General features: G+C 67.3%; 20 protein-coding genes, 1 tRNA gene and 1 pseudogene. 6 read left to right on the forward strand and 16 right to left on the reverse strand.

Annotated elements, in window-relative coordinates:
* Positions 1 to 237 precede the first annotated feature (237 nt).
* A complete protein-coding gene (locus ACSC1Q_RS08545) occupies positions 238 to 567 on the reverse strand; it encodes a putative quinol monooxygenase (protein ID WP_436758105.1) in 330 nt (109 codons plus the stop codon).
* A 324-nt stretch (positions 568 to 891) separates the two neighbouring features.
* Here ACSC1Q_RS08545 and ACSC1Q_RS08550 point away from each other — a divergent pair, with 324 nt between their 5' ends.
* Positions 892 to 1,608 carry a YqjF family protein gene (locus ACSC1Q_RS08550; protein ID WP_436758106.1) on the forward strand — a complete coding sequence of 239 codons (717 nt, stop codon included), beginning with the start codon at positions 892 to 894 and terminating at the stop codon, positions 1,606 to 1,608.
* Between the two features lie 36 nt (positions 1,609 to 1,644).
* Here the strand turns inward: ACSC1Q_RS08550 and ACSC1Q_RS08555 are convergent, their stop codons facing one another.
* From ACSC1Q_RS08555 to ACSC1Q_RS08585, 7 genes are all read right to left on the reverse strand, one after another.
* Entirely contained in the window at positions 1,645 to 2,865 is a 1,221-nt protein-coding gene (locus ACSC1Q_RS08555; RefSeq protein WP_436758107.1) for a cytochrome P450, read from the reverse strand.
* Positions 2,866 to 3,125: 260 nt separating this feature from the next.
* Complete coding sequence (locus tag ACSC1Q_RS08560; protein ID WP_436758108.1) at positions 3,126 to 4,517, reverse strand: NAD(P)/FAD-dependent oxidoreductase; 1,392 nt, start codon at positions 4,515 to 4,517, stop codon at positions 3,126 to 3,128.
* On the reverse strand, positions 4,514 to 4,789 hold the full coding sequence (locus ACSC1Q_RS08565; RefSeq protein ID WP_436758109.1) for a ferredoxin: 276 nt from the start codon (positions 4,787 to 4,789) through the stop codon (positions 4,514 to 4,516). The genes ACSC1Q_RS08560 and ACSC1Q_RS08565 overlap by 4 nt, the downstream gene beginning before the upstream one ends.
* 315 nt (positions 4,790 to 5,104) lie before the next feature.
* On the reverse strand, positions 5,105 to 5,317 hold the full coding sequence (locus ACSC1Q_RS08570) for a hypothetical protein (protein ID WP_436758110.1): 213 nt from the start codon (positions 5,315 to 5,317) through the stop codon (positions 5,105 to 5,107).
* 179 nt (positions 5,318 to 5,496) lie between these two features.
* Positions 5,497 to 6,081 (reverse strand): ATP-binding protein, encoded by a 585-nt coding sequence (locus ACSC1Q_RS08575; protein ID WP_436758111.1) that lies wholly within the window; start codon positions 6,079 to 6,081, stop codon positions 5,497 to 5,499.
* Positions 6,082 to 6,314: 233 nt separating this feature from the next.
* Positions 6,315 to 6,635: an STAS domain-containing protein gene (locus ACSC1Q_RS08580; RefSeq protein ID WP_436758112.1), complete on the reverse strand. Its 321-nt coding sequence runs from the start codon at positions 6,633 to 6,635 to the stop codon at positions 6,315 to 6,317.
* A 269-nt stretch (positions 6,636 to 6,904) separates the two neighbouring features.
* Positions 6,905 to 7,282 carry an STAS domain-containing protein gene (locus ACSC1Q_RS08585; protein ID WP_436758113.1) on the reverse strand — a complete coding sequence of 126 codons (378 nt, stop codon included), beginning with the start codon at positions 7,280 to 7,282 and terminating at the stop codon, positions 6,905 to 6,907.
* Between the two features lie 307 nt (positions 7,283 to 7,589).
* Here ACSC1Q_RS08585 and ACSC1Q_RS08590 point away from each other — a divergent pair, with 307 nt between their 5' ends.
* From ACSC1Q_RS08590 to ACSC1Q_RS08605, 4 genes are all read left to right on the forward strand, one after another.
* Complete coding sequence (locus tag ACSC1Q_RS08590; protein ID WP_436758114.1) at positions 7,590 to 7,949, forward strand: GNAT family N-acetyltransferase; 360 nt, start codon at positions 7,590 to 7,592, stop codon at positions 7,947 to 7,949.
* 571 nt (positions 7,950 to 8,520) lie between these two features.
* Complete coding sequence (locus ACSC1Q_RS08595) at positions 8,521 to 8,640, forward strand: DLW-39 family protein (protein ID WP_211264163.1); 120 nt, start codon at positions 8,521 to 8,523, stop codon at positions 8,638 to 8,640.
* A 29-nt stretch (positions 8,641 to 8,669) separates the two neighbouring features.
* Positions 8,670 to 9,407, forward strand: coding sequence for an HAD family hydrolase (locus ACSC1Q_RS08600; RefSeq protein ID WP_436758115.1), 738 nt, complete (start codon positions 8,670 to 8,672; stop codon positions 9,405 to 9,407).
* A 165-nt stretch (positions 9,408 to 9,572) separates the two neighbouring features.
* Positions 9,573 to 9,645 (forward strand) — tRNA-Ala (locus ACSC1Q_RS08605).
* 61 nt (positions 9,646 to 9,706) lie between these two features.
* On the opposite strand, the gene ACSC1Q_RS08610 is transcribed toward ACSC1Q_RS08605, so the two are convergent.
* The 8 genes and pseudogenes from ACSC1Q_RS08610 to ACSC1Q_RS08645 form a co-directional block, all read right to left on the reverse strand.
* Positions 9,707 to 10,831, reverse strand: coding sequence for a tyrosine-type recombinase/integrase (locus ACSC1Q_RS08610; protein WP_436758116.1), 1,125 nt, complete (start codon positions 10,829 to 10,831; stop codon positions 9,707 to 9,709).
* Positions 10,832 to 10,914: 83 nt separating this feature from the next.
* Complete coding sequence (locus tag ACSC1Q_RS08615; protein WP_436758117.1) at positions 10,915 to 11,166, reverse strand: excisionase family DNA-binding protein; 252 nt, start codon at positions 11,164 to 11,166, stop codon at positions 10,915 to 10,917.
* Positions 11,163 to 12,877, reverse strand: a pseudogene (locus ACSC1Q_RS08620) (replication initiator). Before ACSC1Q_RS08620 ends, ACSC1Q_RS08615 begins: the two are co-directional and overlap by 4 nt.
* Positions 12,874 to 13,068, reverse strand: a complete 195-nt coding sequence (locus tag ACSC1Q_RS08625) for a hypothetical protein (RefSeq protein ID WP_436758118.1) — start codon at positions 13,066 to 13,068, stop codon at positions 12,874 to 12,876. The pseudogene ACSC1Q_RS08620 and the gene ACSC1Q_RS08625 overlap by 4 nt, the downstream one beginning before the upstream one ends.
* Positions 13,068 to 14,513 (reverse strand): FtsK/SpoIIIE domain-containing protein, encoded by a 1,446-nt coding sequence (locus tag ACSC1Q_RS08630; protein WP_436758119.1) that lies wholly within the window; start codon positions 14,511 to 14,513, stop codon positions 13,068 to 13,070. Before ACSC1Q_RS08630 ends, ACSC1Q_RS08625 begins: the two co-directional genes overlap by 1 nt.
* Positions 14,514 to 14,596: 83 nt before the next feature.
* The gene (locus ACSC1Q_RS08635; RefSeq protein ID WP_436758120.1) at positions 14,597 to 15,010 is read right to left on the reverse strand and encodes a plasmid replication, integration and excision activator; all 414 of its coding nucleotides are present in this window, start codon (positions 15,008 to 15,010) and stop codon (positions 14,597 to 14,599) included.
* Between the two features lie 121 nt (positions 15,011 to 15,131).
* On the reverse strand, positions 15,132 to 15,866 hold the full coding sequence (locus tag ACSC1Q_RS08640) for a GntR family transcriptional regulator (protein WP_436758121.1): 735 nt from the start codon (positions 15,864 to 15,866) through the stop codon (positions 15,132 to 15,134).
* A gap of 1,082 nt (positions 15,867 to 16,948) precedes the next feature.
* Positions 16,949 to 17,734, reverse strand: coding sequence for a GntR family transcriptional regulator (locus ACSC1Q_RS08645; protein ID WP_436758122.1), 786 nt, complete (start codon positions 17,732 to 17,734; stop codon positions 16,949 to 16,951).
* A 73-nt stretch (positions 17,735 to 17,807) separates the two neighbouring features.
* On the opposite strand from ACSC1Q_RS08645, the gene ACSC1Q_RS08650 reads away from it, so the two are divergent.
* Positions 17,808 to 18,260: an NUDIX hydrolase gene (locus ACSC1Q_RS08650; protein ID WP_436758123.1), complete on the forward strand. Its 453-nt coding sequence runs from the start codon at positions 17,808 to 17,810 to the stop codon at positions 18,258 to 18,260.
* Positions 18,261 to 19,907: the final 1,647 nt, after the last annotated feature.

The following is a 19,907-nucleotide window of genomic DNA, read 5'->3' on the forward strand; positions in this document are numbered from 1 at the left end:
CACCGGGGGCGAAGCCCGGTCTTCCAGGCTGAAGCCCGTCTTTCCGGGGTTGAGTCCGTCTTTCCGGGTGGTTGGGACGGCGGGCCGTCCGGCTCGGCTCCGGGCTGCCCGGCTCGAAGGCGCTCGCCTTCGCGCTGCTCGCTCCCGGGGCGCTCGGCTCTGGGCCGGTACCGGTGCTGGGCCGGTACCGGCTCTTGGCCATACCGGTGCTGGGTCGGTACCCGCGTTGGGCCGGTGTCAGCTCTGGGCGGGTGTCAGTTCCGCCATCTGGGACCAGCCATCACCGGGCACCTCGACGTTGATGATCTCCGGTGTGCTCGCGATCACCTCGGGCATCCAGGCCATCGCGGTCCTGAAGTGGTCCGAACCCACGTGCGCCGCACCCGCGTCCGACGAGGCGAACGCCTCCAGCAGGACGAACTGGCCGGGCGTGTCGACGCTCCTGGACCACTCGAAGAAGACGTTGCCCGGCTCGTCACGCGTGGCCCGGGTGAAGGCGTCGACGAGCGTGAGCCACTCCTCGGCCCGCTCGGGACGGATGGTGAACTTGACGGCGATGAAGATCATGGGTTGGCCTCTTCAGGTCTGTTCCGGCTCTGGCGAGACACCGGTCCTGCCGGAGTCACGGTTCCGCCGGAATCGCGGTTCTGTCGAAATCATGGCGCTGTCGAAATCATGGCCCCGTCACGGCTCTGCCGAAAACCAACACGGCTCTGTCGAGAATCAGGACGGATGCCCCCTCGCGGGTGTCGCGCGGGACGACACCCGGTGCCATGGCCAAGATAAGTGGCGGACGCGCCATCCGGGCGCCGCCACTCGACAAGCCGTACTCGCCAAGCTGTCACTCGACAAGCCGTACCCGACAAGCCGTCACCCGAGAAGGAGCGGATCATGCAGGCTCCGCCGTCCCCCCACCTGACCCGTCCGGTCATGTACCACCGCTGGTCCGAGATGACCTTCATGCACTGGCGGTACCCACCGGCCGCGATCCAGCGGCTGCTGCCCTCCGGTCTCACGGTCGACACCTTCGACGGCACGGCCTGGGTAGGCCTCACCACCTTCCTGATGGAGGACGTGCGGGCACCGGGCGTGCCCGCGCTGCCGTGGCTGTCGCGCTTTCCCGAGACGAACGTGCGCACGTACGTACGCGACGAGCGGGGGCGGGACGGTGTCTGGTTCCTGTCGCTGGACGCCGGGCGCCTGCTCGCGGTGCTCGGCGCGCGGGCCGGGTACCGGTTGCCCTACTTCTGGTCCCGCATGGCCGTCCGCGCCGTCGGCGAGCGGCGCGGCTACCGCTGCCGCAGGCGCCTGCCGGGGCCCGTGGGCGCGCGGTGCGACGCGATTGTGGAGCTCGGGCCGCCGTTCGAGGAGCCGGAGCGCGACGAGCTGGCGCACTTCCTGACCGCCCGCTACCGGCTGTTCACCACGGTCGCGGGCAGGACGGCGAGCGCCCAGATCGAGCATCCCGACTGGCCGCTGCGCCACGCCCGGCTGATCCACCTGGAGCAGGACCTGCTCCAGGCGGGCGGGCTCGACGCCCCGGATCGCGCTCCCGTGCTGCACGCCTCACCCGGGGTGCCGGTACGGATCGGGATGTGGAGCCGGTGACGTACGAGCCCTCCTTCCCGGCCTGGATCCGTACCGTCACTCCTGCCTGACGAGGAGGTGGCGCGGCCCGCGCAGGACCGCGCTCTGCCGGTACGGGGGCGGGTCGGCGACGAGCCGGGGGGTCTCCAGGTTGCGGAAGAGCTCGTTCAGCGCGATCTGCGCCTCCAGCCGGGCCAGGGGGGCGCCGAAGCACAGGTGCACGCCGGCGCCGAAGCCGAGGTGCTGGTTCTCCCGCCGGTCGGGGTCGAACCGGTCGGGGTCGTGGAAGTAGGCGGGGTCACGGTTGCCGGAGGCGAGCACGAGCGTGATCCGCGACCCCTTCGGGATGACGGTGTCCGCGACGGTGAGGTCGCTGTACGCGGCCCGCCAGGGGATGAGCTGCACCGGAGGCTCGTAGCGCAGCAGCTCCTCGACCGTCCGGATGATCATTCCCGGGTCGCGGCGCAGGCGCTCCAGTACGTCGGGATGGCGCAGCAGCGTCAGCACGCCGTTGGTGATCAGGTTGACGGTCGTCTCGTGGCCCGCGATGAGCAGCAGGTTGGCGGTGCTGACGATCTCCTCGTCCGTCATGCGCCCGTCGGGTCCGTCGTCGTTGGCCAACCGGGACAGCAGGTCGTCACCGGCGGGCCGGCCACGGCGGCTCTCCAGCAGCTCGGCGAGGTAGTCCCTGAGGCTCTCGCGGGCCCGCACGCCCTCCCGCACGCGATCCTCGGAGTCCGTCACGGGGTCGACGTCGAGCATGGCGACGATCGCCTCGACCCACCCGTGGAAGCGCGGCTCGTCCTCGCGGGGTACGCCGAGCAGGTGGCAGATCACGGTGACGGGGAAGGGGTAGGCGAAGTCGTCGACGATGTCGATCTCGTCCTTGCTCACCAGGTTGTCGATCAGGCGCGTGACGATGGCGTTCAGGTCGGGCCGCAGGTCGTCCACCAGCGTGGGCGAGTGCGGGGGGCCGAAGTACCGCATCGTCATGCGGCGCAGCCGGTCGTGCTGCGGCGGGTCGAGGCCGATGAAAGCCGGCGTGTCCCCGCGCATGGCGAGGGTGGGCCCCGGCTGGTCGAGGTTGTGCGCGTCGGAACTGAGGTGCGGGTCGTGCAGCAGCGCGGTGATCTCCCGGTAGGTGCTGACGATGTAGCCGCCGTCCTCCTGCCGGGCCACCGGGGTCCTGCGCAGCTCGGCGTAGAGCGGGTACGGATCGGCCCGGCTGGAGTGGTCGAGGATCCGCTGGAAAGTGCTGGACGCCTGGGTAACTGTCATGGCCGCTCCTCCTTGGATGTGCCGCTTCCGGTCGCCCGGAGTTCCACCGTCCCGGTCGCGCCCGGTCGAGGTCGGTCGAGCCCGGTTGAAACCGTCGCGCCCGGCCGAGCCTTGTCGAGCTCGAACCTGAATGAACCCGGTCGAGCCAGGTCGAGCCAGGTCGAGCCAGGTCGAGCCCGGTTGAGCCCGGTTGAGCCCGGTTGAGCCCGGTCGAGCCCGGTTGAGCCCGGCCGTGCCAGGTCGGACCCGGCCGAACCTGGTCAACCGCCCGGCCGTGCGAACGCCACGCGCCGCTCGCTCGGCTCGTGGCCGGTGACCACCACCGTGGCTCCACGTGTGATGATCACCGGATCGGGGAAGTGGGCGGGGACCGGCTTCATGCCGGTGGGCTGGTCGGGAGTGGGGCAGGAGGGCGGGAAGGGCGCCGCCGTCTCGATCAGGTGCCGGTAGTGGTCGAGCCACTTGGCGTTGTCGAAGCTGACCGCCGCGGTGACCCGGCCGTGGTAGCCGTACGTCGCGACGAACCGGTGCTCCTCCACCGACCCCTGCGTCACGACGACCTCGTCCGACAGGACGGGGACACCGACGGACTTGATGTTGACGCCGAACTGCGTCGACCAGAACGTCGGCATGGACAGGTGCGGCCAGCGGTCGGTCGGCGAACTGACCATGTTGTGGGCCGCGACCTGCGCCTGTTCCACCGCGTTGGCCCAGTGTTCCAGCGACAGGAACCGGTACTCGTAGACCGGGTGCGGGCAGCGTGCCACGTCCCCGGCGACGAACACGTCGTCGGTGACCAGGCCGTTGACGTCGAACGCCCGGCAGCCCGAGTCGCAGGCCACGCCCCAGACACCGGCGGCGAGCCCCGAATCCCGCAGCCACTCGGTGTTGCGCACGCCGCCGAGCGCGACCACCACCACGTCGGCGTCGATCGTGTCGCCGTCGGAGAAGTGGGCGCGGCGCACCCGTCCCCGCTCGTCCCCCTCCAGCCGCGTGACCTTGACGCCGCAGCGCAGGTCGACGCCGTGGGCGCGCTGGAGGTTCGCGGCGATCGAACCGATCATGCTTCCGAGCGCTCCCACCAGCGGGGCCTCGGCGACCTCGGCGACGGTCACCGGTATGTCGCGCTCGCGGCACACGGAGGCGATCTCGGAACCGGCGAAACCGGCCCCGATGACGAGCACCCGGCCGGGTCCGGCGGCCAGCCGCTCCTGCAGGCGGCCGGAGTCGTCGCACGTGCGTACCACGAACACGCCGTCCAGGGCGGCCTCGGTCTCGTCGGCCCAGAGCCTGGCGCGCACACCGGTGGTGATCAGCAACCTGTCGAAGGGGATCTCCCGCCCGTCCGCGAGCTCCACCCGCTTGCCCGCGAGGTCCAGGGCGGAGGCGGGCACGCCGAGCACCCATTCCGCGTCGATCTCGCGTCGCCGGGGCAGCGCGGTGCCGTCCGCGGGCACCCAGCCGGTCAGGACCTGCTTGGACAGCGGGGGACGGTCATAGGGTTCGCGCGCCTCGTCCCCGACGAGGGTGAGCGAGCCGGTGAAGCCCTCGTCACGGAGCGCCTCCGCGGCCCGCAGCCCCGCCAGGGAGGCGCCGACGATGACGATGCGGCCGTCGCGCCTGAACGCCTCCTCGCTCCGCTCGCTGGTCACACCGTCGCCGTTCCGGTCGCCACTGTCGTTGTCGCTGCCGTGGCCGTTACGGGCGTCGTGGCGGGCGGGATCGCGGTCGCGTCCAGCCGGTCGACGAGGATCGCCTGGACCGGGCAGGCGGCCGCCGCGCGCAGGACCTGGTCCCGTTGCGCCTCGTCCGGACTGGAGTGGAACACGAGCGCCTCCTCACCCCGCATCCGGAACGTGTCCGGGGCCAGGAAAGCGCACTGCGCGTATCCCTGGCATCGCGCCAGGTCGACGACAACCCTCATACGGACCATCCCTTCCGGACCTTCGTACGGCTGAGTGAGACGGAGAGAACCGGGACAGCGGAGTCGACGGCGGTCTTGGCATGTGTTCCGATGGGCGGCTCCACAGGGTTCGGACGGTCCCGAAGCCCCCGAATGGGCCGGGAGACGCGGCGACACCGAGGGGTGGGGGTGGGTTCCGGGGCGAGACGACGCCCTCGGCCGGTTCCGGAGCACATCAGACGTCCTCCCGTGACACCACCTGGTACGGCGCTGACCTGCCTAAACAAGGCTAACTCGGACATTTGGCCGGTACATCGCCCTTGTGCCAGAGGACGGTCAAGGATTGCGTACGGAGAGAGAGGATCGGTGACGGAAAGATGACAACATGCCACGCTTCGCCGCGGTGAGCGCGGTGAGCGCGGTGAGCGCGGTGAGCGCGGTGAGCGCGGTGAGCGCGGTGAGCGCGGTGAGCGCGGTGCGGCCGGGTGTCCAGATGTCCGGATGTCCAGGCGGCGCGCGTACCCGGCCCCACGCCTGCCGAGGGCGCACGACGTCCTTGACCGGGGCCGAGGCTCCGGATCACCGCGCGACGATCATCGGGGACGGCCACGTGACGGTCATTGGAGAACGACCGCGTGACGGTCTACCGGAGACGGCCGCGTGACGGTCTACCGGAGACGGCCACGTGACGGTCTACCGGAGACGGTCGGACCGGGAACCTCAGGACTTCATGGGACCTCTCGGAACGAGACCCGAAGCTCGCCCTGGCCGGGATCCTCCCGCGCGGAGTCGGCGGCGCCCCGTACGGAATCGGCGGTGCTCTGTGCGGGATCGGCGATGTTCCGTACGGGGTCGGGGGCGCCGGCGGAGGCGTCGAGGTCGTCTCGCGCGGAGCCCGCCGAACCGCTGGCCCCGCTCCGGGCCGAGGGAAGGCCGAGCCGCATGCGCAGGCGGACGCGCGACCCCTCCTCCATCTGATCGATGGTGAACTCGTCGCACAGCTGGTTCATCAGCCACAGGCCGAACCCCCGCACGGTGCCCGTGGGGCGTTCGCTGGGGACGTGCCAGAGGGTCAGGAGGCCCAGGGTGTCGGTGACGTCGACGGTCAGGTAGGTCTCGTTCTGCCAGATGGCCAGTGTGCCCTTGCCCCCGCCGTGCTCCAGGATGTTGATGACCGCCTCGTTCGTGACGAGAAGGAGATCGTCCAGCCGTTCGCCCCGCATGCCGGCTCGAACGGCATGATGTTCGAGACGATCTCGCAAAGCGCTGAGATCCTCGTCGATCGGCCAGTGCTGGCCGTGGTCGCCGGTCACGACACCCCCTTGAGGTCGCCTTGTCTGGCAGTCACCGGGGGGCGAGCCGACTTGCTCCAGAATCAGGGCGTTGCTGACGAGTTACACGATGCTAGACACCTGCCCGCTCATTGCCAACTTACGACCGCCCGAGCCAACAGATGTTCGCTCGGTCGTACCGGGGAAAGCGACGGCCGATCGGGGTCCAGGGCCGGGATCCGGGGCGGGGATCCGGGTCCGGGGTCCGGGGTCCGCTAGGAGGGCTGGCTCGGCCGCAGCACCTTGAGGGCGTCGGCCACGGTGGGCTGGATGCCGAAGGCCTGGGCGAGACCGGTCAGGTGGAAGAGCCTTTCGAGGCGGGGGTGCAGGTTGACCAGGACGATGCTGCCGCCGCGGTCCTGGACGGTCTGGCGGGTGTTCAGGAAGCTCTGGATCCCCGTGGAGTCGCAGAAGGTCAGATCGGTCAGGTCGATGACGAGATCGTTCCTGCCCTGGCCGATGGCATCCTGCAGGTCGTGGTGGAACCGCTCGGCGTTGCTGTAGTCGAGTTCGCCGGCCAGGGTCAGAAGAAGCATCTCCTTCACAGCGGGGTCGGACACGTCGGTCACGCGGACGGCAGCGCTCACGGATATACCTCTGCAGACAGTCGGTGGGAGGAAGACTCGGCCGGGGGGCGGCCGCCGGGCGTGACGCCCGGATCGGAACCGGAGAGCGGTGACCCGATCACGATCGCCTCGGAACCGGAACCGGGACCGGAAGCCGTGGAGGGGGCCGATCTGGTTGCTCTCAGCGTACGATCCTCCGAATTCCTCTAGAGAACCCTTACGGTACAACTGAGGAGCAATTAGTCGTTATCCCACTGTGGTTTTACGGTGCCCGGCCCCACGCTGAGCACCTCCGTCCAGCCGCACAGCTCGACGATCCGCCGCGTGTGCGGCCGGAGGCCGTCGACGATCAACCTCCGGCCGCCCACCATCCCGAACGCCGTCTCGGCCAGCACTCTCAGGCCGCCGACGTCGACGAAATCGACGCCGCGTAGGTCGGCGTGCAGATCACCACCGGTCCGTTCCACCGCCATGGCGAGCGCGCGCGTCAGGACGCGCCGCGTACCGAGATCGATGTCTCCCTCGCAGTGGACACCGGCGGGTCTGCCGGTGAAGAGAATGCGCAGTGAACCGTGGTCGACGTCACCTGTCATCGCGATCACCTTCTGGGTGCGCATGAAGGTCAGTCAACATCTGTCGTGTCGGCACAGATGGGTCGGCTGATCGCCATGAGGCGCCGGTCGTGCCGGGCACCTGCTTCCATCATCCTTCAATCGGACGGCCACCGGTACGGTCCAACGCCTGTGAGTTTCGACTACCGAATGTGTCTGACCGGATACTTCTCGCGGCCGGTCTCCGCTGGTCACCCCCTCGCGCCCTCCTGAGGCCACCTGGCGGGGATACCGGGTACGGGAGCGGGTAGGCGAGGGTCCGGGAACGCGGAGACACGGGAACGCAGGCATGCGGTAATGCGGGAACGCGGGAATGAACGCCGCGAGCGATCGGCTGACCAGGGAGCCGCCGTACGGCCGTAAGGCGGCCTGGCGAAGGAGGATCTCCATGCAGGCGGACGTCAAGCTCTCCCCCGGCGGTGATTTCTTCGTGGCGGAGGTGGACGGCAGGCAGGCGGGGAAGCTGGAGCTCATCCGGCGTGACGGGGTCATCGTCTACCCCCACACCAAGGTCCAGCCGGAGTACGAGGGGCAGGGGGTGGGGTCCGCGCTCGTCCGCACGGCACTGGACGCGGCCCGCGCGGAGAACGCGAAGGTCGTCCCTCTCTGCTGGTTCGTACGGGAGTGGATCGACCGTCACCCCGACTACGCCGACCTCGTCGAAGGCACCTGACCTCTCCTGGCCTTTCCTTGGCTTTTCCGTGCCTTCCTTGGCTTTCCCGGGTTTTTCCTGGCCCGGAATCCCCATCGGCCGCGCCGGGCCCGGACGCTTCCCCGACCTCGAAGGCCTCGAAGGCCTCGAAGGCCCTCGCCTGGCTCGGAAGCTTCGCCGGACGCGCCGGGCTTGACCGGGTCCGAAGGCTCCATACCGAGCGGGTTTGTGTCATTCGCGCTCCGCGTAATCAGGCCGGAGCCGACGAACGCCCTGGTCGGGGCCATGGCGGACACCGTCGTTCCCGGCCGGGCGGGGGCCGGAACCTCCCATGGGGTGAAGCGGGAGTGTCACGGGGGTTATCGTGAGAACCAGGACGGTTTCGCGACAAGACTCACGGCGGATTGTGATCGTCGGAACGCGTACCGTGCGGCATGATACTGAAAATCACCCGGTTGGTGTGGATCGGCCCTGGTGGCTTGTCGTGCAGACCGGATCATGGCCCGATCCCTTGCTAGGCTGCAGGGAACCGTTCGAACCGGGCGTTGTCTCACCCCGGCAGGTGAGACTTCTCAAGAAGTGGGGTCACACCGTGAAGAAGTTGCTTGTTCTGGCGCTCGTCGCCCTCGGGGGGCTGCTGGTCTGGCGCAAGGTGCAGGCCGACCGCGCCGAGCTCGACCTGTGGACCGAGGCCACCGGCAGCGAGAACTGACAGACGCGGCTACCGATTCGGGTGCTTTCATGGTCCTTGCCCAAGATGGAATAACACCCATCAGGCTTGTCTGCCTGGATCTGGCAGGCACCACGATCGGCGATGTCGCCATGGTCGAGCGGGCGTTCGCCGAGGCGATCGCCACGCAGGGCATCGTGCCCGGGACCGGTGCGTACGCTCGCGCCATGGTGCACGTGCACCGGTCCCGGGGATGCTCCACGATCGACGTCTTCCGGGGCATCTTCCCGGACAACGAGGCCCAGGCCCAGGCGGCCAATCTCACCTTCGAGCGCTCCTACGAGGGAGCCATCGCGCGCGCGGGCCTTACCCCGCTGCCCGGGATCGTGGAGGCACTCGACAAGCTCCGCGGTGCCGACATCAAGATCTGTCTCATCACCGGCTTCAGCCGCGCCACGCTCGGCCGCGTACTGAGCGCCCTGAACTGGTCTGACAAGATCGATCTCGCCCTGTGCCCCGAAGACGCCGGACGTGGCCGCCCCCTGCCCAACCTGGTCCTCACCGCGGTCATGCGCCTCGGCGTCGAGGACGTCCGCCAGGTCGCGGTCGCCGGTGACGCCGAGAGCGACATGCTCTGCGGCCGCCGCGCGGGCGCCTCGGTGGTCGCCGGCATCCTGACCGGCGTGCACAGCAGGGAGCGTCTCCTCAACGGCGGAGCCACCCACCTCCTCGACTCCGTCGCGGATCTCCCCGAGCTCCTCCTCGGCATCACGCCGGCCGCACCCCCCGTCGCCGCCGCCGTCCACTGAAGCCGGCTCGTCCTCGGTGCCACGTCTGCCGCCCCCGTCACCGTCCACTGAAGCCCGCCCCGCCACGCGGATCCAAGTGGCGTAGGAGCGGTTCCTGTTGCTACCGTGTACGACTGAAGCAGGCCGTGTGCAAGGGTGTCTCCCCAGGCCACCGGCTTGAATCTCGGGGCCTTAGCTCAGTTGGCAGAGCGCCTGCTTTGCAAGCAGGATGTCAGGAGTTCGAATCTCCTAGGCTCCACCCCCTCTCGGACAGACAGAAGCCCAGGTCAGGCATATTGCCGCAACCTGGGCTTTGATCTTCATTCGGCCTTCTTCCGCTCCCGTGCCCGTTGCGTGCCCGATCCCTTCGCGAGTGCCCCCCGGGCAAGGCCGTCGAGCTTCCGTGCCACCTCCCGCTGCCGCTCGTCGGTCGAGTGCTGGTAGACCATCGCGGCCCGCGTGCTGGAGTGGCCCATGCGCTCCATCAGCTCCCGAATCGACGCCCCGGCGTTCGCGGCGAGGGTGTTGCCGGTGTGTCGCAGGTCGTGAAAGTGGATCTTCGGAAGGCCCGCGTCCTTGAGCGCCTGAGCCCAGACCCGGCGGTTGAAGTTGGTGTTCCGTAGTGGCCCGTCGTCTGGCCCCGCGAAGATCAGCCCCTTGTCGCCGTCCTGGGTGAAGTCCTTCACGTGCGCCCGCAGGTCCTCGATGATCAGTTCGGGGATCACCACAGTCCGCTTACCTGCCGCCGACTTGGGTTCGGTGAAGACGAGCCCCTTGCCGGTGAGCTGCATCAATTGACGTTCCACGCGCACGGTCCCGGCGTCCAGGTCGAGGTCTCGGCGCTGAAGGCCCGCCAGCTCACCCCACCGCAGACTGCCGAAAGTCCCCAGCAGCACCAGCGCTCGGTAACGCGGCTCGATGGTGTCGGCGAGCTTGTAGACCTGGGTCACCGTGAGCACCGGCCGTTCCGGTGACTTCTCCTGACCGGCGCCCTTGATCCGGCAGGGGTTCCGCTTGATGAGCTGGTCATCCACAGCCGTGGTGAGAATCGCCTTCAGGAGCCGGTACGCCTTCGCCACGGTGACCGCACTGACCCCTGCGTCCAGCAGCTTCTTCCGCCATCGCCGGACGTGCGGGTCCTTGATCTCGCTCAGCGCCTTCTCGCCGAAGGTAGGGACGAGGTGGGCGCGGAGGAGATAGCCGTACAGCTCAACCGTACGCAGACGGAGGTTCGGCCGTTCGTCGATCCAGTCTTGCCCGTACTCCCCCAACGTGATCTTTCCGGCGTCCGGGTCTATCCACTCGTCATCGAGGATCTCCGCTTCTTTCCTGGTCAGCCAGACCTCGGCGTCGGTCTTGGTGGTGAAGGTCTCCGGTGCCGGGCGGTCCACGCCGTCAGGTCCCGCGTAGCGAGCCTGGAACCGCCCGGAGGGGAGTTTCCGCACCCGTCCGAAGCGTCGTTTGGTGGCCTTCCTGGTCCGTGACGGCCGGGGGTTCTCTTCCGGCGTGGCTAAAGCGGTTTTAGCCATTACGCGGCCCTCCTACGTCGTGTGGTGATCGGCTCAACCAGCCCGGCAGCGATGAACGCGTCAAGCGCCGCTTCGGGGATACGGACGTTGCGTCCTACGTGAATGAAGGCGATCCGTCGTTCCTCGATCAGGCGACGAGGAAAGCGGACCGAAGTATTCAGCCGTTCGGCCGCTTCTTCGACGGTGAGCAGTCGCCCCCGTGCCAGCTCTGGGAGGAGCGAGACGGGCTCTTGCCTGGTCTTCCTGGTCATGCCGCCACCCCCAGGACTGGAGTTGCCGAAAGATCTGGAACAGGGATGCCGTCCGCTCTGGCCTGGAGTTCGATCAGGCGCGCTTTGGTGCGATGGCGGTCGGCGACGCCGCGTAGTAGCCGTTTGGCCAATGGGGTGCGGTTGGGGTCGCTGGTCGAGACCGGCCGCCAGACGTAGCGGTGAGCGTCGGTCACGGTGTCATCGGGCAGGCCGAGCATGTCGAGGACCCAGGCCCGGCGGTCGGCCTTGTGCTCCCGGAGGGTCTTGTTCGACCACTTGCGGGAGACCAGCACGCGGCGCCCGGCGTAGCCGAGGTGTTCGGCCTTGTGTGCCTTGCCCTTGCACCGGCCCGGCTAGCCCCCTTGGGCTGCACGCCGTAGCGCAGCCAGTTCGGGCAGGTGGCCGAGCACGGTTCGTAGCGCAGCGCCTCAACCATCCGCGTGGCGTGGTCACGACGTGCGGGGTTCTCGGTGGCGGGGTCGTCAGGGTCGAGGGGGTCACCCAGGCTCTTGGTCAGGTACTTGGTGAGGTAGCCGATGCGCTTGTGCGCGTCCGGCGATCCTGCGACGAGGCCCTGAACATCGACCTGAGCACCGAAGCGGACCACGTGCAGCGGTTCGGCCTCCTCGTCGGCGTCGAGCTGGTCGAGTGCCTCGTCCCAGGTGGGCAGCAGTTCCCCGGTAGCGGGATCGAGGTAGTCGCCGCTCTGTCCGTCCGGGTAGGTGGCGCCGTCGCCCAGGTCAGCCCGTGGCGCCCAGATGGGCAGGTGCTCCCCGTCGAAGCAGACCTCATCGACCGATGGCCACCACACCTGGTGATAGGTCGCCGCAGCAATCGCCTTGATCTCCGCACGGGGCATGGTCCCCCGGATGGCCATGTGCAGGTGAGGCGCGAGCCGCTTCTGAGGTTCAACGGTGGCGAAGTACTGCACGTCATAGCCCGCGACCCGGCGAAGGTTCTGCACGAACCGATCGACGAGCTTGGAGAAGTGCAGCGCATCACGTGCCGCACGAGCGTAGTCGTAGGTGCTCGGATCGACCGGCACGCCCAGGCCGGAGCGGATCTTGCCGTACGAGGGCAGGGTGAGGGTGACGAACAGCGATGGGCGGTAGACCCTGCCATCGGGGGCGATGAAGGTCCGGCCGAGGGTGGTGTCCTGCTTGGCCCGCTTGGGCAGGTCCGGCGCATCCTGGCGACGCCTGGTCGAACGCGACCGCTTGGGAGCCGTCCGACTGCCCAGGACGTTACCGCGCATCCCGGCGGCATTGATCTCCGCGTCGATGTCCGCGATGGCCTCGTCCCAGTCGGCGACCTCTTCGCCGTTCCTCTCGGCCTCGTCGCGCTTGGCTTCCACGTCGGCCCGGAACTCGATCAGCCATTTCTGGTCATCGGTGGAGGGGTGGGGTTCGGCGACGGGTTCGTGGTCGAGGTGCCAGCCTTCCCGGCACTGGGCCCGGCGCAGCTGCTGGTTGCGTTTGGCGCACGGCGGGCACTTGGCTTCCTGCGTGGTGCCACAGGGGATGTCGAATGGTTCGCTCTGGCCGGTATGGGTGTCCAGGCGCCGCATCTCGATGGGGCGGATACAGACGCCGTTGAGCTTGGCGACCTCGATGGCCACGTCCAGGGCGACGGGCAGGGTGTCACGGACGAGGCGGGGAAGGGTGCGATCAGAACCGTTCGGAGGGGTATCGGTCGAGGGGGTGTCGGTCATATGGCCCCCTCGGGGTCGATGAGATCGGCGCAGATTCGGTAGGCATCGCGGTAGGGGTGTTTGCGCAGCCGTGCGGAGGCCAGGTCAACGATCACCGTCACTTCGGCGAGGTCGGAGCCGTCGAGGGTGCGCAGCCGCCGCAGGGGCAAGCCCTCGATCTGGGCCGGGGTGCCGTGCAGGATGATGCGCATCAGGCCGCCCCCTCCATCTCGATCGGAAGGGTGTCGCTGGCGACCAGGGCTGCCATGTCTCTGATGTCGGTGTCGGAGACGTAGGCCGCGCGGACTCGGATCGGATCGGGTGATGTCTCCAGCCGGACGTAGGCGACGCCCGCGCCCTGCTCGGGGATCGGGGAGATGTGATCGGCCAGCGCTCCCCTGTCGCGTGCGCCGTCGCCGAGGACCATGTCCACCTGTTCCGACTCGTCCAGCCGGAGCGCGATCTTGTCGGGGAACAGGTTGCGGATGTTCATGACCTCCTTGCGCGGGTCCTGGAGGGCGGCCATCACGCCGAACCCGACCGCACGGCCCTGGGTGGTCAGCGTCGCCAGCGCGGCGGAGATGCGGAGCTTGAGGCCCTTGTCGGACTGGTAGGCGGTCAGGAACGCCACCTCGTCAACGAGGACCAGGACGAAGGGGTCATCGAGGGTGGGGGTATGGGAGCGCTGGAGTCCGGCGTAGCGGTCGGCCCGCTCCTGCATGATCTTCACTGCCGCTTCCAGCAGATCGGCGCAGGCAGCCGGATCAGCGGCGTACCGATCTTCGAAGATCTCGCGTCCGTAGGACAGCTCCATCCGCTTGGGATCCAGCGCCCATACCTCAGCGACACCGGCCCGGACCGCCGGGAGGAGACCACGGATGGCCGACCACAGGAACGAGCCCTTGCCCGCGCCTGTCGCGCCCGCAATGAGTACGTGTGTGCCGTGGACCTTGAGCAGGTACGGACGACCGTCCTCACACGTACCGATCTCGACCGGCCCCACCGAAGCAGTCGCCGGGAGCGGAACCGCCGGCAGAGGGACGGCCAGCGGGTCACGCCGGGGAAAGGTCAGCTGAAGACGACCGGCTCGCACGATGGCTACCCGGCAGGAGGAGGCGCCGAAGCCGTGGGCGAGGTTCTCGATGCGGTCGGACCAGTCCTTGACCGACTGTCCGCTGATCATCTTCACCGTGACCACGTCGGCCCAGGAGGTACAGGAGACGCGGACGAGGTGGGGCAGGTAGTCACGGCCTTGGAGGTGACGGCCAAGCCCGGAGACGATCATCACCGGTTGCCAGTGACGGCGGTAGATCCACACCAGACGCCACCAGGCCAGCAGGCGCCAGCCCACCCAGCGCAGGAACGAGGCGCGATCCAGCAGCGCCCAGAGGGTTAGGTTCAGGACGAGCACGGCGAGCGGAGTGACGGCGAATTCCCAGCCGTACAGGAGGCCGAGCACGGCGGGAACGGCGATCAGGGTCACGATGACCGGGTGGCGCCAGACGAGCCGGATCACCCCGACCAGGAGACGCCGCAGGAAGATCGTGATGGTGAAGATGGCCGGGGTACGGACGACGGCCGGGCGGAACACCACGGCGGTGTCGGGGGTCGTGGTGACGAGGGTGCGTGCCTCGTCACCGGGCAGTTTTTTGAACACTAGGCTTGAGCCCTCTCTTGATTCACTGTCTGGGGAGATCAAGGGGCCGCCGGAATGCCAGTTCCAGCGGCCCCGCTTTCATGTCAGGCCGCAGCGCTCTGCTTGGTCGAGGCCGCAGCGGATCGGGGAGCGCGCATCGCCCTGGCGCGCAGGGACCAGGCCAGACGGCCGGTCTTCTCGGCGACGTAGGCGGTGGCGGTCATCCCGTCGAACTCCACCGGGACGAACGGCATGCCTGGCAGCGGGGGCGGGGGCACCGGCTGGACCGGGGCCAGGATCTTGACCGCCACCGTCTTCTGCGTGGCCTTGAGGGTGGGGTCGGCGTCCATGACGGCGACCTGCCAGACGAGTTCGCCGATGGTCTTGTCCTTGGCGTAGACGGTGCGTCCGCCGGTGGAGGCGGTGAAGTCCTTGACCTGCTCGACCTCGCCGACGATGTAGCAGCCGTGCGGGAAGACCTGGTCGAAGCTGACGGGGATGGGGCCTTGGATGACCATGATCTGTTCTCCTCTTATGCGGTTGGTATGTCGCTAACTCGTACTGTCAAGTACGAAGCTAACCGATGAAACGCGCACTCGACAGTACGAGTTTCCGTCTTGCTATGTGAGCTGCGTCACACTACAGAGAGTAGGTGTCTTCCAACTCATGAAGCGTCCCCGGCAAGGCAACCTCAATGACCATGACATGCCGGTTCCCAGAGAAGACCCGAGCCGTCACCCCCATGACCGCCGCCGTCTTGCCCAGCCCCAACAGCTTCATCTCATCGGCCGTAGGGTGACGAGCCGCCAGACGCTCAATGACATGATCCAGCCGCAGACCCTTGATCGCCTGCACGTGCTGACGAATACCCGCCGTCAACGGCAGCGCCTTGCCCAGGTCGGTCCCCTCGGCGAGTTCGATCGGACACCAGAAGGTGACCAACTCGCACGGCTGGTCACCATCGCTCAGCAGAACCCGGCGCATCATGACCGGCGCCCCGGTAGGCAGAGCCAACGTCGCCGCGATGTTCGCCGGAGCCGGACGCGATCCCGCCTCCAGTACCGCAGCGCCCTGGCCTGCTTCCGCACGATCCAAGACGGCACGGCCAGGCCGGGAGAAGTCCTCCTCAGCCAGCGGAGGCGCCATCTTCACGTACGAGCCCTTGCCATGCTCGCGGTCGATGAAGCCCCGCAGCTGCAACACCTGAAGTGCTCGCACCACGGTGGGACGGCTGACCGCGAACTCCCGGATCAGCTGCGTCTCCGAAGGCAGCAGGGAACCGGGCGGATAGGTGCCGTCCGTGATCTTCTGCCGGATCTGCGCAACGATCTGGGCGTACTTCGGAGGCGCGTACTCCTCGCCAGAAACAGACATATTAACAACCCAACTACTCGACTTATCGTCAGCATAGATGCGAACCCTTCGCTTGAAAAGCGAGCGCTCTACCGCAGGTGGGGAGTGTGGTGGTGCGAGACCTCCGGCGCCCTCCGCAGCCAGTCACCGCACCACCACACTCGTCTACCGAGCCCCCCCAGCCAGCAACGCCGACCAAACGGCCCGAGCTTCGGTGATCTTCCATATGCGGGTGTCATGGATCAGGTGGCCGCCGTCGTTCTGAACGGTCCGCCTGATGAACCCTTGTCCAGCGCTGACGCGAAGTTCGTAGACGACGGCCAAGCATGCGCACGTCCACGCCTCCGGGTGTGCCCGCTGTAAAGCCCCGTCCGGGTTCCGCCACTCAAGACGTACATGATCACGTTGAGCCATGACCACATGTGGACTGATGCTGACGCACTCATCAGACAGGCTCAGCACGATGAGCCTCCGCCCTCTCAGCGGGCAGCGGATGAGCCTTCCGAAGATCGGCGTAGCGGAACGCCACTCGCCGCGCGGCCCGGTCAGGTTCCTCCGCCGCATGCCAGGCGTACAGCACCCGCCCACGCCTGGCGTCCAAGCGCCCCGTACTCCACCAGAAGGTCAGGCCATCGGACCAGACCGTCAATCCCGTCCAGACCGACACCACGGCCAACCCGTAACCGCCGTTGACGTCGGCATCGATCCCACACCGCCTCAACGCCGCCCGCAGAGACTCCGCCGCCCCCACCGGCGAACAGGCATCCCTCAGGACCAGCCGCCCCGCAGGCAGATGGGAACTCATGCGCGGGGCCGCATCATCGACATCGGATTGACCCGCTGTCCCTGGCACAGCGAGCAGTCATCCCGAACGCGGATAAGAGACAGGGCCGACCCTCGCAGACCGCCGATTAGGCCACGCCGCAGGCTGACGTACTTCCACCCTTTGCCGCCGCACGAAATACACGGTTGCTCGGTCACAACGTTCAACCCCTTCAGACTCAACGCCTCACGCTTACCGATGGCTCCACAGAGACATCTACTCGACTAGAGGAGTAAGCGCGTAAGACATTTATGACTCCTCTAGAGGAGTACGTCAAGTCCTATCGCGCAGGCAGCTCGTACGAGAGCACGTAAGCATCGCTGGACATCACCGTGTCACACACCTCCACAGCGCGACCATCGGTGGCATACGCCGTCCGGACCAGGTGAAACACCGGAACACCCGGCGCCAGCTTGAGCGCCCGTACCTCGTTGCGGAGCGGCATCCGCGAGCGGATCTCCTCCACGAAGTGATCCAGCCGGAACCCCAACTCCTCCAGCCGGGCATAGATCCCACCCGGACCACTGTCCGGCTGCGCGATCCGCGTATCCCGCGCGATGTCCGCCGGAATGTACGACACCGCCGTCTCCACCGGCTGACCGTTGATCAGATACCGGCGCGAGCGCCGGATCACGTGATCCTCCGAAGAGATCCCAAGCTTCTCGGCCACCTCCGCCGACGCCCGCTCCTCGGTGATCTCGATCGAGTCGACGGACGGCTTGCCGCCGGCCCCTTCCGTCTCCGCGATGAACGCCGCCTTACCCCGCTCCCGATGACCACGAGCGAACCGATCAGAAGCCAGCCGCCGCACCGGAGGATGAGACCGGACGAAGACACCACGCCCATGCTCGGCCACGGTCAGCCCCTCGCCTTGAAGGACCTGGAGCGCGTTGCGGATGGTCATCCGCGCGACGCCGTAATGTTGCATGAGCTGAGCTTCCGAGGGCACCTTGTCACCTTCGGCGAGGACACCCTGCTCGATCGCATGCCTGATGTGGTCGGCGATCTGCCGAAAAACGGCCCGATCGCTGGTCGGGTCCAAACCCGGCAACGGCAGCTCGGCCACAACCAACTCCTCAACTCGTACATACGTGTACCGCAGCCTGAGAATAGCGATCAGCAGCCCCGGAGGACATCCGATGGATCACCACCACCCGCAGCACTCCGTCAGCGTGGCAGGCGTGATCATCGACGACCAAGGCCGCGCACTCCTCACCCAGCGCAGAGACAACGACCACTGGGAAGCACCCGGCGGAGTCCTCGAACGCGACGAGGACATCACCACCGGCCTCCTCCGAGAGATCCACGAAGAAACCGGCCTGCACGTCGAGCCCATCACCCTGACCGGCGTCTACAAGAACATGACACGCGGCATCATCGCCCTGGTCTTCCGCTGCAAGGTCATCAGCGGCCACCTCACCGAAACCGACGAAGCCCACGCATTCCGCTGGGTCACCGCAGACGAGGTCAAGAAACTCGCATCCGAGGCATTCGCCATCCGCGTCCTCGACGCCATGCATCAGCACCAGACACCGGCCATCCGCCACCACGACGGCACTCATCTACTAGGGTCGTCACAGCTTCACGAGTAACTGCCGAATTGTTCTTATGGGTATCAAGGCGGCGGCGCGGCGCGCCGCCGCACGACCCGCCGCCCGCCTGCCGTCCGGGCGTGCGGCGTGGGCGCCGGTCCCGGACGGCGCGGGGCTCAGGGCCGCGCGCCGTACCACCCGCGCGCCGTACTCGACCATCGGCCGCCGCATTGGGGCCGCCCCGCCGCCTGGCATAAGCAGGTAGTGCCGTTCTTGCGAAGACACATTCGCTTCGCATCGGCCCTGAACCTAGAGAACGCCACAGCCCCGCTCAATTAGCTCAGTCAGCTAGACAGGGCAGCACGCTTTCCCACAGTCGGCGTGTCGGTAGAAATACTTTTACCCACAGGCTGGGGAAGATATAAGTGCAGGTCAGGAGGGGGTAGTGGCTTTGGCTATCCACTTATCCACATCTCCCTCCACATGTGGCGAGCATTTATGCACACGCCATCCACTGCTCATCCACAGCTCCATCAACATGCCACGTTGCGACTTGGCGTAGACGAAGACCAAACTGTCAGGTCAGCGCTCCAGAATCTTGGGACGCGAGATCAGAGTCGTCTGTGTTGATCAATGCGAACGGCCCTCTGCGCCAACAGAGAGCCGTTCTGGTGTCCATCCATCTCATGAGGTCGCAACAAGGAAGGACGAGCGTGAGACTACCTGGAAGGTCGAAGAGGGAGAAGGAGGAGCCCCCCAGCGGGCCTGAACTTCTGTCACAGCGATGGGTGATCATCATCGCGATCTCTGCAGGTGTGGGTGTTGTTGTTGGCCTGGCGCCAACCAACCTTGCTACGGGGATAGCTGCGGGGTCCGGAATGCTTCTCCTGCTGCACAAGATCATGGCCTGACGGCAGTGCTTCCGCTCTCCCCCCGCGAGGAGTTTTAGCTATGCCCGCCGACCCAATAGTTGCTCTTGAGTCGGCGGGTACTACCCTCACGATCGCCTGAGGGGACTGATCTTTGTTTGGGGTCGGGGGCGATCGAAGGTCTGGGACTTCGTACCTCAGCCCCAGCCCACCGGGCGGCGCAGAGGCCACCGCCGCACGCAGTACTGCAACGAGTACTGCAACAGCCCCTCACGATCACACCCGTCCAGCACCATCCGAGGGCGGGTCAGGAGCCTCTGATCATGGACGGGATGGTCCTGATAAGGAAGAGGTCTACCAAAGATGGCGTGCCCGTTGCGTGCCCGATGGGACGGGAAACGAGGGGGAACAGCGGGGAGCCACGGGGAGCGCGATCAGTGCTGTGAGCTGCGTCTTCGCTGGTCGCCCATGATCGGTATGCGTCTTTGCAAGCAGGATGTCAGGAGTTCGAATCTCCTAGGCTCCACCCCCTCTCGGACAGACAGAAGCCCAGGTCAGGCATGTTGCCGAAACCTGGGCTTTGATCTTCATTCGGCCTTCTTCCGCTCCCGTGCCCGATCCCTTCGCAGTGCCCCCTGGGCGGAGCTGTCGAGCTTTCGTGCCACCTCTCGCTGCCGCTGGTGGCCCCACCATGACGACGGACGAGCCGGGCAAACGGAGCACCTACGGCCGTCAAAGGATCGATGGATTCCGCAGACCAAGGCACTCCGCAAGGTGGCGGCAAGAGGCTGAAGCGGGTGTGGGCGTTGGGGCACAACGGCACGTCAGCTCCATCGTC

The sequence above is a fragment of the Streptosporangium heterodermiicola genome (assembly GCF_051390675.1).
Taxonomy (GTDB): Bacteria; Actinomycetota; Actinomycetes; order Streptosporangiales; family Streptosporangiaceae; genus Streptosporangium.